The organism is Faecalimonas nexilis (assembly GCF_059731825.1).
Genome location: NZ_AP029189.1, coordinates 460678 through 478429, shown reverse-complemented (window position 1 = coordinate 478429; position 17752 = coordinate 460678). Strand labels below are relative to the sequence as shown.

Annotated in this window: 10 protein-coding genes; 2 read left to right on the top strand and 8 right to left on the bottom strand. The window is 41.9% G+C overall.

All coding sequences use genetic code 11. The features are described 5' to 3' along the window. Positions 1–42: 42 nt before the first annotated feature. Genes AC6I5B_RS02180 through AC6I5B_RS02170 form a run of 3 tightly spaced genes read right to left on the bottom strand, consistent with a single transcriptional unit; the run spans position 43 to position 3395 of the window. A complete protein-coding gene (locus tag AC6I5B_RS02180) occupies positions 43–1881 on the bottom strand; it encodes a sensor histidine kinase (RefSeq protein ID WP_117788009.1) in 1839 nt (612 codons plus the stop codon). Between the two features lie 29 nt (positions 1882–1910). Continuing rightward, complete coding sequence (locus AC6I5B_RS02175) at positions 1911–2822, bottom strand: AEC family transporter (protein WP_004611872.1); 912 nt, start codon at positions 2820–2822, stop codon at positions 1911–1913. A 3-nt stretch (positions 2823–2825) separates the two neighbouring features. Continuing rightward, positions 2826–3395, bottom strand: a complete 570-nt coding sequence (locus AC6I5B_RS02170) for an HD domain-containing protein (RefSeq protein ID WP_004611871.1) — start codon at positions 3393–3395, stop codon at positions 2826–2828. A gap of 202 nt (positions 3396–3597) precedes the next feature. Between AC6I5B_RS02170 and AC6I5B_RS02165 the strand changes: the two genes are divergently transcribed. Continuing rightward, the gene (locus tag AC6I5B_RS02165; protein WP_004611870.1) at positions 3598–4098 is read left to right on the top strand and encodes a sporulation initiation factor Spo0A C-terminal domain-containing protein; all 501 of its coding nucleotides are present in this window, start codon (positions 3598–3600) and stop codon (positions 4096–4098) included. A 69-nt stretch (positions 4099–4167) separates the two neighbouring features. On the opposite strand, the gene AC6I5B_RS02160 is transcribed toward AC6I5B_RS02165, so the two are convergent. Beyond that, complete coding sequence (locus AC6I5B_RS02160; RefSeq protein WP_022249831.1) at positions 4168–5598, bottom strand: aminoacyl-histidine dipeptidase; 1431 nt, start codon at positions 5596–5598, stop codon at positions 4168–4170. Positions 5599–5915: 317 nt separating this feature from the next. Here AC6I5B_RS02160 and AC6I5B_RS02155 point away from each other — a divergent pair, with 317 nt between their 5' ends. Continuing rightward, a complete protein-coding gene (locus AC6I5B_RS02155) occupies positions 5916–7163 on the top strand; it encodes an IS110 family RNA-guided transposase (protein ID WP_497773566.1) in 1248 nt (415 codons plus the stop codon). A gap of 112 nt (positions 7164–7275) precedes the next feature. Here AC6I5B_RS02155 and AC6I5B_RS02150 read toward each other — a convergent pair whose 3' ends face one another. From AC6I5B_RS02150 to rpoB, 4 genes are read right to left on the bottom strand one after another with little or no spacing between them, the layout of a single operon-like run. Continuing rightward, positions 7276–8352 carry a M24 family metallopeptidase gene (locus AC6I5B_RS02150; RefSeq protein WP_022249832.1) on the bottom strand — a complete coding sequence of 359 codons (1077 nt, stop codon included), beginning with the start codon at positions 8350–8352 and terminating at the stop codon, positions 7276–7278. Between the two features lie 51 nt (positions 8353–8403). After that, a complete protein-coding gene (locus tag AC6I5B_RS02145; RefSeq protein WP_181989691.1) occupies positions 8404–10059 on the bottom strand; it encodes a GGDEF and EAL domain-containing protein in 1656 nt (551 codons plus the stop codon). A gap of 56 nt (positions 10060–10115) precedes the next feature. Continuing rightward, positions 10116–13811 carry a DNA-directed RNA polymerase subunit beta' gene (rpoC, locus tag AC6I5B_RS02140; protein WP_004611865.1) on the bottom strand — a complete coding sequence of 1232 codons (3696 nt, stop codon included), beginning with the start codon at positions 13809–13811 and terminating at the stop codon, positions 10116–10118. A 14-nt stretch (positions 13812–13825) separates the two neighbouring features. Then, positions 13826–17674 (bottom strand): DNA-directed RNA polymerase subunit beta, encoded by a 3849-nt coding sequence (gene rpoB / locus AC6I5B_RS02135; RefSeq protein WP_022249834.1) that lies wholly within the window; start codon positions 17672–17674, stop codon positions 13826–13828. Positions 17675–17752: the final 78 nt, after the last annotated feature.

Genomic DNA, 17752 nt, shown 5'->3' with positions numbered 1-17752 from the left:
AAACTTGTCAAAACCTTTTCTGCCCCTTTCAGGGAATCCCGTTTAAAAACGCCCCGTCTCTTCCAGACGTTTTCTTACATTCTCCCGGCTGTCACGCTCCATCTCCACTTTCTTTTCACGTACCGGAATCACAATCGTTGACACAATATATTCCCCCTCTTGTTCAATACAAAGTCCATACTCTTCTCCATAGATCAATTTCACCCGCTCGTTAATATTCCGAATCGCAAGCGAGACATGATGCCCCATCTCCTTGGCAATCTCCTCCGGTCTTTGATTCAGCAATGTTTCAATTCGTTCTTTCGCCTCTTTTGTGAGCGGTTTTCCACTATTCATCACCTGAAGATAAACGTTTTCCACGTCGCTGTGTATTTTTATCTTAATTATCCCCTGCTTAATTCGTTCAATACCGTGAACGACCGCATTTTCTATCATCGGCTGGAGCACAAGCTGAGGAACTTTGATTGAAAGCAGTTTCTGATCAATTTCCTTCTCCACGGTAAGTCTCTTTCCAAAACGCTTTGATATAATATGAAAATACGCATCCGCACAGCGAAGTTCCTGCGAAAGCGTTGTCAGACGCTTTGATTCCCGATTCATATTATAATCAAGTACAACTCCTAAAGATTCAATCATGCTCGACACCTCCAGATTGCCTGACATTCTTGCCTGCCAGTTCATCATTTCCAGCGTATTATTTAAAAAATGGGGATTGATCTGCGCCTGAAGCGCCATGATTTTTGCATCTTTCCTTGCCATTTTTTCATCATAAGCATAATCAAACAAATACTTTACCTGTTTTGACATCTTATTAAATGCTTCCCGCAAATACTCAAATTCTATATTCGGCATCTTTTCATCCTGCACAATTGTCCCGATCGCCCCTCGTTCAATCGCTTTTGATGCATCGATCATCTTTGTGATTGGCTTGGAAATATGAATCTTCAAAAAGTAAAACACATATACAAACAGAGGGATCATAAGCAGGATAATAAAGAGAATCACTTTGTAAAACTCGTACACTTCAATATACAACTGTCTGTTTGAAGACAGATAGATGATTTCTAAATTATAATACTCCTGACGATTGCTTCGCATATATCCGCTGTACTCCAGATTATGTATACTAATCTGCTTATACGATTCCTTTCGTCCAAACTGCTGTAAAAGCTCCTTCTCCATTTTCTTCTGCCATTCCTCTTTAATTTTGCCCTGTATCATCACACGATTCTCTACTTGGTTCAGATAAATCGCCGTCTCCTCTGCTATTTGGGGCTGAATATCATGAAACAGTCTGGATACATTCAGTTCAATTGCCAATGTTCCAAATATCCCCTGCGCAGAATCCGCATACAGATTTTGCACGATAAAAATACGCCCGTCTATCACGAGCATCTGCACATCCAACCTCTCCTGCTTTCTAATTTCTCGAATTGGCTCATGTATATTCTTCATGCAGTCAGGAACTGTACCTCCCTCTCTTACACTATAGCAAAAAGGAAATTCTTTTCCCTTCTCGTAAAACAAAAATGTGTCATAGCTTTGTTCTAGATAAAACATACGTTCCAGCCGTTTTTTCACCCTCTCACGAAACAGCTCCTCTGACTGCTTCCCAATTTGATATTCCCTCCATGCATTTTCATATTCTTCATCGTATGCTGCTTTGCAGATTTCAATCGCATGATTCAATCTTCCGGAAATCAGCGATGAGACATACTCCATCTCATTCTCCACCATAGACTCCGTTTTTTCCATAATTCCCCGCCTGTAAGAACTTGCCACAAACAGGACAATAAAAATAACCGGCACGATCCCGCACAGCAAAATGATCCCCATAAGCCGGTTATTCAAAGACTTCCCCCACTCTTTTATTTTCTTCAACACCCACACTCCTCTATTTCTATTTTTAGCTACATTCCCAATGCCACACACCAAATTGGGAGCGTGATAAGCGATACTATCGTCGTGACAAATATCATTCCCGTAGCATATGTCTCGTCCCCGTCGTATTTCGCTGAAAGCAGCGCCGTTGTGATCGGAGCCGGCATTCCTGCAATGATGACAGCAATCCCGCGAAGCAGCGGATCAATGTCCAAAAACATCGTCAGTAAAAAGACAACTCCAGGGATCACAATCAGACGGACACCTGTATAAAACAACATAGTCCGGTCAATGAGTCCTCTCGGGTTCATCTCCGCCAACATCATCCCTACAAGCATCATGCTAAGCGGTGTATTGCAGCTGCTTAACCCCGAAATAGTTTTCATCAGAAACTCCGGCAATACAACTCCTGTTCCCATTAGTATTGCGCCGACATAAACTGCGATAATACACGGATGCGTCAGCACCTTTTTCAAAATATTTTCTCTCTTCCCTTTTAAAAATACCGATATTCCAACACTCCACATCACAATCCGCACCGGGATCATAAAAATGGAAGCGTAAAACAATCCGCTCGTCCCGTACACTCCCTCAATAATCGGATTCCCCAAAAATCCACCATTGGAGACAATCGTCCCATATCGCAGCGTCTTCTTCCTGTCCTGTGGCGCTTTTTTAAACAACACCGAACTCAGAAAAACACTGACTGCATTGTATCCGACTGACAATAGCAAAATCACACTGCACGAAATAAGCATTTCCCATTTCCAATCGACAAAAAAGGAATTCAAAATATTGAATGGGAGTGTCACATAGAGACACAGATCCACCATATTTTTCCTTCCTTCTGTCTCGACAATATTTTGTTTTCGTATCAAAAAGCCGATTAAAACAAGCAGAAACATCATCATCTGCATGTTGAGCATATTCTTTAATATCATCTGTTACAGTCCCAGTATATCTGAAATTTTGCCCATCTCTTCCAATGCAATATCAATCAAGTCATCCAGGCTTAACTTAGTAAATTCGATGGATTCCATGTAATCACGGTTCGCACCTGCCGCAAATCTCATCTCATTGAAACGTTTCATAACGGATTTATGTTTTACGCTTGCAATCTTCTTATCCGGATAAATCTGTGCAACTGCCTTTACAAATCCGCTCATCGGATCCGCCGCCAGCACTGCGTACTGAAGATTTGTCTTTGCTTTCACACCACATTTTGGATTGTGTGCACAGATTGCGTCATGCAGCACCTTATCGTCCACTCCTTCTTTTTTCAGGATTTCGACAGAAGTAGACCCGTGTACTTCTGGGTGGTTCTTCCAGTCACAATGTTCTTCATCCAGATCATGCAGTAATCCTACGATTCCCCAAAATTCCTCTTCTTCCGGGGCGAGTCTCTTTGCAATTCCTTTCATAATCGCTTCAACCGCATAAGAATGTTGAATGTAAGCCTCTCCTTTCATATATTTCATTAAAATATCATGTGCTTGTTCTCTTGAAATACTCATTTCTTCAAAACTCCTTTTCCAAAACTCTTTCTCTCTATTCTAATACAAATCTCACTTTCTGTAAATAGTCTTGTTTTTTTTGCTATATTCCTAAGAATTGGCAAATAATGCCAAGAAATACAATTGTATTTTGTCAGAATTAGGAGGATAATAGAAATAGTTTGAAAACACACAAATATCTTACAGAATTAGGAGAATTATTATGCATTACACAGAACCTTACAAACTTCAATTGAATCTAGAGATCTCCAGTTCAAACATGTTGGAAATTCTAAAACAATTGGCACGTCTTTCAAAAGACAGCAACATCAATACGTCTTTCACACTTCCCGAAGCCATACCTGATATTTCCGGCGAGCCTTTGGAAACTCGTATCGTATCTCTCATACATGAGATTGGTATTCCCTCTCACATCATGGGGTATCAGTATCTGAAAGATGCCGTACAGATTACGATGCACGACAGAGATACACTCAATGCGATCACAAAAGTATTATATCCGGAAGTTGCCATAAAAAACAAAACAACTTCAAGCCGAGTGGAGCGTGCCATACGCCATGCAATTGAAATTGCATTTACCAGAGGAAACTCAGAATTTATCACCTCCTTATTTGGTTACAGTATCAATCCTGCTACCGGAAAGCCTACAAATTCCGAATTCATTGCTGTCATTTCTGATTATCTTCGTATGAAACATCATTAATCTCCCAGACAAAAGAAAAAAATCATCGGTCTTTAAAAAGATTCCGATGATTTTTTCTAATGATTGTTTTTAATATGCCTCTACAATCTCTTTTAATAATTTCCATACATTGTCGATTGACTGCTTGGACACACGCTCTTTTACCGTATGTACATCCATCATATCCGGTCCCATGGAGATAATATCCACGTTTTCCATCTTGCCATCCCAGAATCCACATTCCAGTCCTGCATGAATCGCCTCGATCACTGCCTTCTTTCCAAATAACGCTTCATATTTTTCAATCGCAAGATCACGAAGCGGAGATTCTTTCTTAAACTCCCAGCCCGGATAGTCGCTTGAGGAGATGCTCTTTCCGCCAAGTACATCTGCAACTGCTTCGATCTGGCTCTTCACAATGGATTTCTGTGATTCTACCGAACTTCTCACAAGACTTCCGATCACAAGCTTTCCATCCTCTTCTTCCATCACACCTAAGTTTGTAGATGTCTGAACAAGACCTTTCACACCCATTGACCAGCTTATGATACCATTTGGCAAAAGCAGTAACGCATTCTTCACATTCGAAGCTGTCTTTTCTGTGTAAACCGTACAGCTGTCCACTTCCGGCTTGACCTCAACGAGAACCTCTACTTCATCTGAGAACTGCAGCTCATTCTGGAATACAGCCTCACATGCTTTCAGACATTCTGTGAATCGCTCTACATCTTCAGGTCTCACAAAACATTCCATCTTTGCCGAATGACAAATAACGTTCATCTTGCCTTTCGCCTCCACTGCTCCGATCTCAAAACCAAAATCGTTCAGCGCATAGAGAATTCGTCCTAAAAGCTTGATTGCATTTCCTCTCTCCAAATGGATATCCGCACCGGAATGTCCACCCTGCAATTTGCCAAATGACACTTCCACCGGCACATATGTTCCATGTTTTTCTTCTCTTTCTATCGGAAGCTCAAATGTATTGCGCACTCCACCGGCACATCCGACACAAAAGATTCCCTCTTCTTCCGAATCCAGATTGATCAGCGCCTTTCCTTCCAGCACACTCATATCCAAATTCTCTGCACCTTTCATGCCGACTTCTTCATCCACTGTAAAAATAAATTCTAACGGTGGGTTTTTGATATCTTTGCTGTCTAAAAGCATTAACGCATAGCAGACTGCAATTCCGTTATCTGCCCCAAGCGTCGTATCTTTTGCATAGAGGAACTCCCCATTATCCAGAACCTCGATTCCGTCCTCATAACGATGATCAGAGTCTTCTGTCTTGACATAGACCATGTCAATATGTCCTTGGAAAATAATTGGTCTTCTATGCTCTTCCCCCGGAAACGCCGGTTTCTTAATAATGACATTGTTGTATTCATCCTGAATCACTTCAAGATTACGTTCTTTTGCAAACGCCACCAAATAATCACTGATTGCCTGCTCATCTCCGGAAGTTCTTGGTATTTTTGAAATTTGTTTAAAATAAGAGATAATCTTTTCTAAATCTGTCATCTTTATATCCATTCCTTTCGCTTTGCTCAGGCACAAAACGTTATGAAAACAGTTTTCTACCCGGCTTTTTTTCTTTATAATTCTTTTTGTAGGGAACTCGGTATACTACAAATCACGGGGAGGTGAGTAGGCTGTTCCTCTTCTGGAATGACTGTATTTTTATATGTGTAGTTCGCCTTTTCAAGCACAAATAAGTGTGACACCAAGCACGTAATCTTATCTTTGTATAAACTACTTCGTTTATGGCTTAGGCGTTCAGTCAATGCCGTCTCTCCCTATAATCTTTAGTGAACCTTTTGGTTCTGAAAGGAGTCCCTATGGCTTTAAAAATCGTGTACAAAATTTGTTGTGGTATCGATGTCCACAAAAACTTTGTAGTGGCTTGCATTGCTAAAACGGATAAGCAAGGCGTTACCACTTATGAGCGCCATCACTTTTCAACCTACACGAAAGGACTGAAACAGTTGCTCAAATGGCTGCTCGACCGTAATTGCAAGGATGTCTGTATGGAATCTACAGGTAAATATTGGATTCCCGTTTACAATGTCTTAGAACACGACTGTTCCATTGTCCTTGCTCATCCGAAATATGTTAAGGCTATCCGTGGTAAAAAAACTGACAAGAAAGATGCGAAATGGATTGCTGACCTGTTTAAACATGATCTTGTTGCCGGTAGCTTTATGCCTCCTGCTGACATCCGTCAACTCCGTGACCTTATGCGTTACCGTTTCAAACTGACCTGCTTTAAGTCCAGCGAAAAGAATCGTCACCAGAATTGTCTCACGGTTTCCAACATCCAGTTGGGGAACGTTGTCTCGGACACTTTTGGTAAGAGTTCTCAAAAGATTATTGCTAAAATCCTTGAAAATCCTGATGATACTTCTTTTGATATCGGATCTTTAATCCATGGTTCCATGAAAGATAAACTTCCTGAACTGGAACTCGCCATTGACGGATATATCACTCCGGAACAGGCTGCTAAATTAAAGATCATTAAAGAACATTTTGATAACCTTGAAGCCCGGAAAGCAGAGTTAGAAGAACTCATTCTTGCGCTCGCCAATCCCTATCAGCAGGAAATTTCCATTATCCTAACCGCTCCAGGTTTTAAGAACACCTTTACTGCTATCGGTATCATCTCCGAAATCGGAACAAACATGGAGGCTTTCCCTTCGGCGAAACACTTATGTTCATGGGCTGGTCTTACTCCAACCAACAATGAAAGTGCAGGGAAGAAAAAATCTGTCCGGGTTTCCAAGGCCGGATGCTATATCAAACCACTTCTTGTACAGTGTGCAAACGCTGCGATCAAGAGCAAAAAGCATCCTGAAATTCGTGACCGCTACCTCCGTATCAAAAAGCGTCGCGGTCATAAGAAGGCAATCATTGCTATTGCAAGAATGCTTCTTACAGCATTATACCACATGCTCAAAAATGGTGAGAATTATAATTCAGATTTATACCAAAAATCTGATATTCTTCCGACAACCCGTGAAATCACGGTTGAGCAGGCTATTTTAATGGCTCAGTTTCAAGGTTTCCGCATCAAGTCAGCAACGGAATAACCTGTAACTTTGTCTACATATTCAATTTTCAAAGCAGCCACCGTAAGATGGCTTTGTTGTGATACGATTAAGGTAATGGATAACCTCTACTTTTCATTTTCAATCTTACTCCTTAAACCGGTACAACTGTTAATTCTTTGCTTAAATTGTTCAGTACTTCACATCCGTCTTCTGTAATCAGTACCAAATCTTCAATACGAACACCTGCTACACCCGGAACGTAGATACCTGGTTCTACTGAGAAACACATACCTGGTTTCAATACGTTTTCATTGATTCCGGAAACATCACCGTATTCATGAACTTCCATACCAATGTTATGGCCTGTTCTGTGTGTGAAATATTCTCCGTATCCCATCTCTGTAATATAATCACGCGCTGCATTGTCAACATCACAATATCTTGCTCCCGGTTTTGCCGCTGCAATTCCGCGTCTGTTTGCCTCTAAAACGATCTCATAGATCTTTCTCGCTTCGTCAGATACCTCTCCGATGAACACTGTTCTTGTCATATCTGCACAGTATCCGTCTTTGATACATCCGATATCAAGTACTACCGCATCTCCGACTTTTCCTGTAGAATTGTCTGACTCATGATGTGGATCAGCTGCATTATCGCCATATGCGATAATTGGCTCAAATGAGTGTCCTTCTGCTCCGAGTTCCAAATAGATCTCTAAAAGTTTATCTCCCATCTCAAGTTCTGTATAACCTTTTGACACAAGTGGAATCAGTTTTTCACACCCAAGATCATTCAATCTGGAAGCCTGTCTCATCAAGTCCTGTTCTTCTGCACTCTTGATCTGACGGATATTATCAACGATAAATGAAGCATTGATATATTCTGTTCCCACGCCAAGCTCCATCAGGCGAAGTAAAAATTTTGCAGGCCAGATCTTATCAACTCCGATCTTTGTGCCTTTTCTCATGTAACTTGCTAATTTTGCTACACAGTCCTCTGTATCGTCAAAGTAAATAACTTCTACTCCCATCTCAGGTTGTGGGAATAACTTTCCGATAACAAATTTGTGATTCCCTTCCACATCCAGATACAATACCTGCATTCTTTCCATACAGTTTACATAGCGTCCTGTCAGATAATTGATAGATGCCGGGTCTGAAATGAGCAGCTGCTCAATTCCTGTTTCTTTCATTGATTCTAATACTCTGTTTAATTTGTTTTGATCCATGGTTATACACCTCGTCTTCATTTTTTTAGTCAAATTCATTATAAACTTCCTCTATTTAAAAGTCAATCTGGCATCGGTTGCTTTTCCAAACAAATCGCCCTGCATATAATCAAAAATCATATCTTCTACGAGCTTTAATTCTTCCATCTCCGCCACTCCTTCGAGGCAGACCTCTATCTCCATGTCATGACATATTTTTACTATAAACCGGATGAAATCCAAATCAAAACTGCTTTTGACAACACGGCGCACGATTGTTCTGTCCACCTTCACGATATCTACCAGATCGTTTTTCAGCAGACCGATCGATGCGTAATCTGCGCCAAAATCATCCAGCATGATCTTCATACCGCTTTCTTTGATAGCTCTGAAAGCCTGTTCATAAATCTTCATATCGCTGATAAAATAACTGTCCACCACTTCGATTACAATCTTTTCCGGCAGAACCTGTGAGCTTTTTACAATCATTATAATTTCCTGAATATAATTCCAGTCCGAAAGCTGCGCATAAGACACGTTCAAATTTAGAGACAGATTCCAGCCCTCCGACAGCCACTTTTTCAGTGCCATGCATCCAGTCTGGAACATCCATCGTCCGACTGGATTCAATAACCTGTTCTTTTCTAAAAACTTACTCAGCTCATCATACTCCAAATTTGCAATGTGAGGATTGTCCCATTGCAAAAGCGCCTCAACAGCTATCACTTCCTTCGTCTCACCTTCCACAATCGGTTGATATTTTAAAGAAAATGCTCGAAAATTGTCCGAGATGTCTTCCTTTAACAGTCGGATGATATCCAGTTCTCTGGATCTGTATGCCAACATTTCCTGGGAAAACAGTTCCAGACAGTCTCTTCCGTTCTCCTTTGCATATTGCAGCGCATAATCCGTATACTCATACAGATCAACAAAGGAACCTGCATCTTTCGGATATTCTGCATAGCCTGCCGACACTGTCATCAAAAGTCTTCTCTTTCCATTCCCCCGGTAACACTGGCAGCGCGAGCGTATTGCATCATACAATTTTTTCACAATTTCTTCATTCGGATATTTCACAAGAATTCCAAAATGATCCCCTTCCAGCCTGTAGACACGAATCCCCTCCGGAACCAGCTCTAAAATTAATTTTGCCACTGTCTTTAACACCTTATCCCCTGTCTGCCTTCCGTATCCCTCATTGATATTACGAAATCGGTCAATCCCCACGACAAACATTCCAATCTCACCAAATGCATTCTCTTCCAGCATTTTCGCAAAATCCTCTGAGAAAACTTCACTCGTGTAAAGCGAAGTCAGCGCATCGATTCTCGGCTTTCTGTCAAGTTTACTGAGCACTCCGGCAAACACTGCCGGCTGATCCTTCTCATCCCGCATGAGATATCCCCGACATTTCACCCAGTGATACTCACCATCCCTTGCACGAATCCGAAATTCCACAAGGTGATTATCTTTTCCTTCTTTCCCAATCTCCATATTCGACAGATAAAACGTTTCCCAGTCATCAGGATGTACTACCTCTTTCCAATAAGGCAGAGGATTTTTTATCACTTCCCTCGGAAACTGAAATTCTTTCACCATTCCCGAAGGATAACGATATACTCCGTTCTTCATATTACATATATATATATATTCATCTGTACTCCGAATCAAAGCGTCATATAACAGTTTTGTGTCATATGAAAATTCTCCCACCAAACTATGTTTCAACTCCTCTCACTCTTTCTAACTGTAAAAAGGAATGTGCAAAGCACATTCCTTTTTCTCTATTCCTGAACGGTCAGTTCTTCCGCATTCTCTTCTGTTATTTCTTCTGTAAATTCTTCCGAAGTTTCATCCACTGCAGTCTCTTCTACTACACCTTCTGTCAACTCTTCAAAATCTTCCAGTGTAATCTCATCATCCATCTCGAGTTCTGTATCTAATTTTACATCACGATACTTTCTCATACCTGTACCGGCTGGAATCAATTTACCGATAATTACATTTTCTTTCAGACCGATCAACGGATCGACTTTTCCTTTGATTGCTGCCTCTGTCAGAACTTTTGTCGTCTCCTGGAAGGACGCTGCTGACAAGAAAGAATTCGTAGCAAGAGAAGCTTTTGTAATACCAAGCATTACCTGTTCTCCAACTGCAGGTTCTTTTCCTTCTGCAATCAATCTTTCATTTGTATCTTCAAAATCAAGTGTATCTACCATTGTTCCCGGTAAGAAGTCAGAATCACCATTCTCTTCGATACGGATCTTCTTCAACATCTGACGAACAACAACTTCGATATGCTTATCGTTGATTTCTACACCCTGAAGACGATATACACGCTGTACTTCCTGAATCATGTAATCCTGCACAGCACGCAAACCTTTAATCTTCAAGATATCATGAGGGTTTACGCTACCTTCTGTAAGTTCATCTCCGGCACCTAATTCTGCTCCGTCCTGAACTTTGATTCTGGAACCGTATGGAATTAAGTAAGCTTTCGACTCACCTGTCTCATGATTTGTGACGATAATCTCACGTTTTTTCTTTGTGTCATTGATTGTAGCAGTTCCGCCGAACTCTGTGATAATTGCAAGTCCTTTTGGCTTTCTTGCCTCAAAAAGCTCTTCGACACGAGGAAGACCCTGTGTGATATCGCCGCCGGCAACACCACCGGTATGGAATGTACGCATGGTCAACTGTGTACCCGGTTCACCGATTGACTGAGCTGCGATAATACCAACAGCTTCACCAACCTGGACAGGCTCACCTGTCGCCATGTTCGCACCATAACATTTCGCGCAGACACCGATGTGTGATTTACAAGAAAGAATCGTACGAATCTTCACTTCTGTAATCGGTCCACCGTCTTTGTTCACACCAAATTTCATTACCTGTTCTGCACGTTTTGGTGTTACCATATGGTTTGCTTTTACGATGATATTTCCATCTTTATCATAAATTGTCTCACATACATAACGTCCTGTGATACGTTCCTGTAAGCTTTCAATCTCTTCTTTTCCATCCATGAATGCTTTTACATACATTCCCGGAATCTCTGCCCCTTCTTCCACACAGTCAATCTCACGGATGATCAAATCCTGAGATACGTCAACAAGACGTCTTGTCAGGTATCCTGAATCGGCTGTACGAAGCGCTGTATCGGAAAGACCTTTACGAGCACCATGGGCAGACATGAAGTATTCGAGTACGTCAAGACCTTCACGGAAGTTAGACTTGATTGGCAACTCGATTGTACGACCCGTTGTATCTGCCATCAAACCACGCATACCAGCAAGCTGTTTGATCTGTTTGTCAGAACCACGGGCACCGGAGTCAGCCATCATAAAGATGTTGTTGTACTTATCCAGTCCGTCAAGCAGAGCTTTTGTAAGCGCATCATCGGTATTCTTCCATGTCTCAACAACTTCTTTGTAACGTTCTTCTTCTGTGATAAGACCACGTTTGAAGTTCTTTGTGATTCTGTCCACAGTATCCTGTGCTTCCTGAATCATCTGCGGTTTCTGAGGAGGCACTGTCATCTCAGAAATAGATACTGTCATCGCAGCTCTTGTAGAATATTTGTATCCTGTCGCTTTGATCTTATCCAACACTTCTGCTGTCACAGTTGCTCCATGTGTATTAATAACTTTTTCAAGAATCTGTTTGTTCTGTTTTTTACCTACAAGGAAATCAACTTCCAATAACAGTTCGTTGCCCGGAATGCTTCTGTCTACGAAACCTAAATCCTGAGGAATGATCTCGTTGAATAAGAAACGTCCAAGTGTAGATTCTACATTTCCTGTAAGTGTCTCGCCGTTTGGCATTGTCTTTGTCACACGTACTTTGATACGTGAATGAAGTGTGATAACTCCATTTTCATATGCAAGGATTGCTTCGTTCAAGTTCTTGAAGAACTTGCCTTCTCCTTTTACTCCCGGTCTTTCCTGTGTCAGATAGTAGATACCAAGAACCATATCCTGTGAAGGAACAGCTACCGGACCACCGTCAGACGGTTTCAGTAAGTTGTTCGGAGATAACAGTAAGAAACGGCACTCTGCCTGAGCTTCTACGGAAAGTGGAAGATGGACAGCCATCTGGTCACCGTCGAAGTCGGCATTGTATGCAGTACATACAAGTGGGTGAAGCTTAATCGCCTTACCTTCTACCAGAATCGGTTCAAATGCCTGAATACCGAGTCTGTGGAGGGTAGGGGCACGGTTTAACATAACCGGATGCTCTTTGATAACATCTTCTAATACATCCCAAACTTCTGTCTGAAGTCTCTCTACCATTTTCTTTGCATTTTTAATATTATGAGCAGTACCATTTGCCACTAATTCTTTCATAACGAATGGCTTGAACAGCTCGATTGCCATCTCTTTCGGAAGACCACACTGGTAAATCTTAAGTTCCGGTCCTACTACGATAACGGAACGTCCTGAGTAGTCAACACGTTTTCCAAGTAAGTTCTGACGGAAACGTCCGGACTTACCTTTCAACATATCAGACAATGATTTTAACGCTCTGTTACCAGGTCCTGTTACCGGACGACCGCGACGACCATTGTCGATCAATGCATCAACAGCTTCCTGAAGCATTCTCTTTTCATTACGAACGATAATGTCCGGCGCTCCAAGCTCTAACAGTCTTCTCAGGCGGTTATTTCTATTGATGATTCTTCTATACAGATCATTCAAGTCAGATGTTGCAAAACGTCCACCATCCAACTGTACCATCGGACGCAAATCCGGTGGGATGACCGGAATGACTGTCATGATCATCCATTCCGGTTTGTTTCCTGAACCACGGAAAGCTTCCACTACTTCAAGACGTTTTACGATTCTGGCTCTCTTTTGTCCTGTAGCGCCTTTTAAGCCTGCCTGCAGTTCTTCATATTCTTTATCAAGATCAATTGCCTGTAAGAGTTCCTGAATGGATTCCGCTCCCATACCTACACGGAAAGCGCTTCCCCATTTTTCTCTTGCTTCCTGATACTCTTGCTCTGACAATACTTGTTTGTACTGTAAATCTGTCTCACCTTTGTCTAATACGATATAAGATGCAAAGTATAATACTTTTTCCAGTGTTCGCGGTGATAAATCAAGGATCAATCCCATACGGCTTGGGATTCCTTTGAAATACCAAATATGTGATACCGGCGCAGCAAGATCGATGTGTCCCATACGTTCACGACGAACACTTGCCTTTGTTACTTCAACACCACATCTGTCACACACAACACCTTTGTAGCGGATTTTTTTGTATTTACCACAGTGACATTCCCAGTCTTTGCTAGGTCCAAAGATCTTTTCACAGAAAAGTCCGTCCTTTTCCGGTTTTAAAGTTCTATAGTTGATTGTCTCTGGTTTTGTTACTTCGCCTCTTGACCATTCCAAGATTTTTTCAGGTGACGCCAAACCGATTTTGATCGCATCAAAAGTCATCGGCTGGTATGCTGGTTCATTATTTGTTACTGGCATTATTGGCAATCCTCCTATTCTTCGTCTAACATATCGTCAAAATCGATATCATCCGGTTCATCAAATTCATCTTCCTCTACATCCACAAGTTCCTCGCCTGCAAATTCCTGCTGACTGAAACCATGTTCTCCATAAGATTCATTCTCAGAATTGTATCTTCTGTCTCCTTCAATAATTGAATGTAAATCTGTTTCACCGTAATCGATTGTCTCCATAATCTCAACTTCTGTCTGATCTTCACGCAATACTCTCACGTCAAGTCCCAGTGACTGAAGTTCTTTCAGGAGTACCTTGAATGATTCCGGAATACCTGGTTCCGGTATATTGTCACCTTTGATGATTGCCTCGTATGTCTTCACACGACCAACAACATCATCGGATTTTACAGTTAAGATCTCCTGCAGTGTATATGATGCACCGTATGCTTCCAGTGCCCAAACTTCCATCTCTCCGAATCTCTGTCCACCGAACTGTGCCTTACCACCTAACGGCTGTTGTGTTACCAGTGAGTAAGGACCAGTAGAACGCGCATGGATCTTGTCGTCTACTAAGTGGTGCAGTTTCAGATAGTGCATGTGTCCAATTGTAACAGGGCTGTCAAAATACTCTCCCGTACGTCCATCACGGAGACGAACTTTACCGTCACGTGACAGCGGAACACCTTTCCACAATTTTCTGTGTTCTCTGTTGTCTGATAAATACTGTAATACTTCCGGAAGTAATTCTGCTCCATGTTTCTTTTCGAATTCTTCCCATTCAAGGTTTACATAGTCATTTGCCAGATCTAATGTATCCATAATATCGATCTCGTTCGCACCGTCAAATACCGGTGTTGCGATATTAAATCCAAGTGCTTTCGCTGCAAGACTCAAGTGAATCTCAAGCACCTGTCCGATGTTCATACGTGAAGGCACACCAAGCGGGTTCAACACGATATCAAGCGGACGTCCGTTTGGAAGGAACGGCATATCTTCTACCGGAAGTACACGGGAAACAACACCCTTGTTACCGTGACGACCAGCCATCTTATCACCTACAGAAATCTTTCTCTTCTGTGCGATATAGATGCGAACTGCCTGATTCACTCCAGGTGAAAGCTCATCTCCGTTCTCTCTTGTAAATACTTTTGCATCTACAACAATACCATATTCTCCGTGAGGTACTTTCAGGGAAGTATCTCTTACTTCTCTCGCCTTCTCACCAAAGATGGCACGAAGAAGTCTCTCTTCTGCTGTCAGCTCTGTCTCTCCCTTCGGAGTTACTTTACCAACTAAGATATCTCCGGCACGAACCTCGGCACCGATGCGGATGATACCTCTGTCATCCAGATCTTTCAATGCATCATCACCGACACCCGGAATATCACGTGTGATCTCTTCAGGTCCTAATTTCGTGTCACGTGCTTCTGCCTCATATTCTTCAATATGGATTGATGTATACACATCATCCTGTACTAATCTTTCACTCAGTAATACAGCATCCTCGTAGTTGTAACCTTCCCATGTCATGAAACCGATCAGCGGATTCTTACCAAGAGCCATTTCACCGTTAGATGTCGAAGGACCATCTGCGATCACCTGTCCGGCTTCTACTTTCTCCCCTTTGACAACGATTGGTCTCTGGTTGTAGCAGTTGCTCTGGTTACTACGTAAGAATTTTGTTAATTTATATGTTTTCTTTGTTCCATCATCATGTTTAACAACGATCTCTTTTGAAGTAGAACGCTCGATCACACCAGCCTGCTCTGCCACGATACATACACCAGAGTCTACTGCTGCTGTTGTCTCGATTCCCGTACCGACTACCGGAGCCTCTGTCATCATAAGCGGTACTGCCTGACGCTGCATGTTGGATCCCATAAGAGCACGAGTAGGGTCATCGTTCTCAAGGAAAGGAATCAATGCTGTCGCTACAGAGAATACCATCTTCGGAGATACGTCCATGTAGTCAAACGCTGTTCTTTCATATTCCTGTGTCTCTTCACGGTAACGACCCGCAACATTCTTATGAATGAAGTGTCCTTCTTCATCAAGCGGCTCATTCGCCTGTGCCACATGGTAGTTATCTTCTTCATCCGCTGTCATGTAGACTACTTCATCTGTTACGACAGGATTCTTCGGATCTGCTTTATCAATCTTACGGTATGGCGCTTCAATAAAACCATACTCATTAATTCTCGCATAAGTAGCCAGCGAGTTGATCAGACCGATGTTCGGACCTTCAGGGGTCTCAACCGGACACATTCTTCCATAGTGAGAATAGTGAACGTCACGCACCTCGAATCCGGCTCTGTCTCGCGAAAGACCACCTGGACCAAGTGCAGATAAACGTCTCTTATGTGTCAACTCACCAAGCGGGTTGTTCTGATCCATGAACTGTGACAACTGTGAAGAACCAAAGAATTCTTTTACAGCTGCTGTTACCGGCTTGATATTGATCAATGACTGTGGTGAAACTCCTTCTAAATCCTGAGTTGTCATTCTCTCACGAACCACTCTCTCTAATCTTGACAGACCGATTCTGTACTGGTTCTGAAGCAATTCGCCAACCGCACGGATACGTCTGTTACCTAAGTGGTCAATGTCATCATCTGTTCCCATTCCATATTCCAAATGAATATTGTAGTTAATAGAAGCTAAAATATCTTCTTTTGTAATATGTTTTGGAATCAATTCATGTATATTTTTATGGATCTCTTCTTTTAATTCGTCAATGTCCCCAGCTGTTTCTTCCAATAATCCAGCAAGTACCGGATAGTACACTGCCTCTGTTACGCCAACTTCTTCCGGATCGATATCTACAACTGCTCCTAAATCTACCATCATATTAGAAAGCACTTTGATATTACGTTCCTCACCGTCTACGTCAATCCATACATATGGAACAGCCGCATTCTGGATTGCTGTCGCTTTTTCTCTCGATAATTTCTCACCTTTTTCAGCAATCACTTCACCTGTGATGGCATTCACAACATCCTCTGCCAACACCTGACCTGTGATACGGTTCTGAAGCGCTAACTTCTTATTGAATTTGTAACGTCCTACTTTTGCAAGATCATAACGTCTTGCATCAAAGAACATACTTGTGATAAGACTCTCTGCGCTGTCCACTGCAAGAGGCTCACCCGGACGAATCTTTTTGTATAACTCTAACAGACCTTCCTGATAATTCTCAGCAACGTCCTTTCCAAAGCTTGCTAAAATCTTAGGTTCCTCACCGAATAATTCTAAGATCTCTGGATTTGTTCCGATACCAAGTGCACGAATCAACACTGTAATCGGTACTTTTCTTGTTCTATCAACACGAACGTAAAATACGTCATTCGAATCTGTCTCATACTCCAGCCATGCACCACGGTTCGGGATTACTGTAGAAGAATATAATTCTTTTCCCACCTTATCATGTGCAATCGCATAGTAAATTCCAGGAGAACGAACTAACTGGCTTACGATAACACGCTCGGCACCATTGATAACAAAAGTACCTGTCGCTGTCATAAGCGGAAGATCTCCCATGAAAATCTCGTGCTCGTTAATTTCATCTGTTTCTTTATTATAAAGTCTTACTCTCACTTTCAAAGGTGCCGCGTAAGTCGCATCACGCTCTTTGCATTCTTCAATCGTGTACTTTACATCATCTTCGCATAGTGTAAAATCTACGAACTCAAGGCTCAGATGACCGCTGTAGTCAGAGATTGGCGAAATATCTTCAAATACTTCTTTTAATCCGGCGTCCAAAAACCACTGATAAGAATCTTTCTGAACTTCAATTAAATTCGGCATCTGCAATACTTCTTTTTGCCTTGCATAGCTCATACGCGAACTTTTTCCGTTTGTGATGGGACGAATTCTGTTTTTCTCCATTGACGTTTCACTCCTCGTATATATATTTTTCTGGGTTACATTGCATTCAATAGTCCATACTACTCCACAATAGTGCAT

Bases quoted from the DNA above. Each gene is read 5' to 3' on its own strand.
- AC6I5B_RS02155 (WP_497773566.1), top strand. From the start codon at position 5,916: ATGGCTTTAAAAATCGTGTACAAAATTTGTTGTGGTATCGATGTCCAC.
- AC6I5B_RS02150 (WP_022249832.1), bottom strand. From the start codon at position 8,352: ATGGATCAAAACAAATTAAACAGAGTATTAGAATCAATGAAAGAAACA.
- AC6I5B_RS02160 (WP_022249831.1), bottom strand. From the start codon at position 5,598: ATGACAGATTTAGAAAAGATTATCTCTTATTTTAAACAAATTTCAAAA.
- rpoB (WP_022249834.1), bottom strand. From the start codon at position 17,674: ATGGAGAAAAACAGAATTCGTCCCATCACAAACGGAAAAAGTTCGCGT.
- AC6I5B_RS02165 (WP_004611870.1), top strand. From the start codon at position 3,598: ATGCATTACACAGAACCTTACAAACTTCAATTGAATCTAGAGATCTCC.
- rpoC (WP_004611865.1), bottom strand. From the start codon at position 13,811: ATGCCAGTAACAAATAATGAACCAGCATACCAGCCGATGACTTTTGAT.
- AC6I5B_RS02170 (WP_004611871.1), bottom strand. From the start codon at position 3,395: ATGAGTATTTCAAGAGAACAAGCACATGATATTTTAATGAAATATATG.
- AC6I5B_RS02175 (WP_004611872.1), bottom strand. From the start codon at position 2,822: ATGATATTAAAGAATATGCTCAACATGCAGATGATGATGTTTCTGCTT.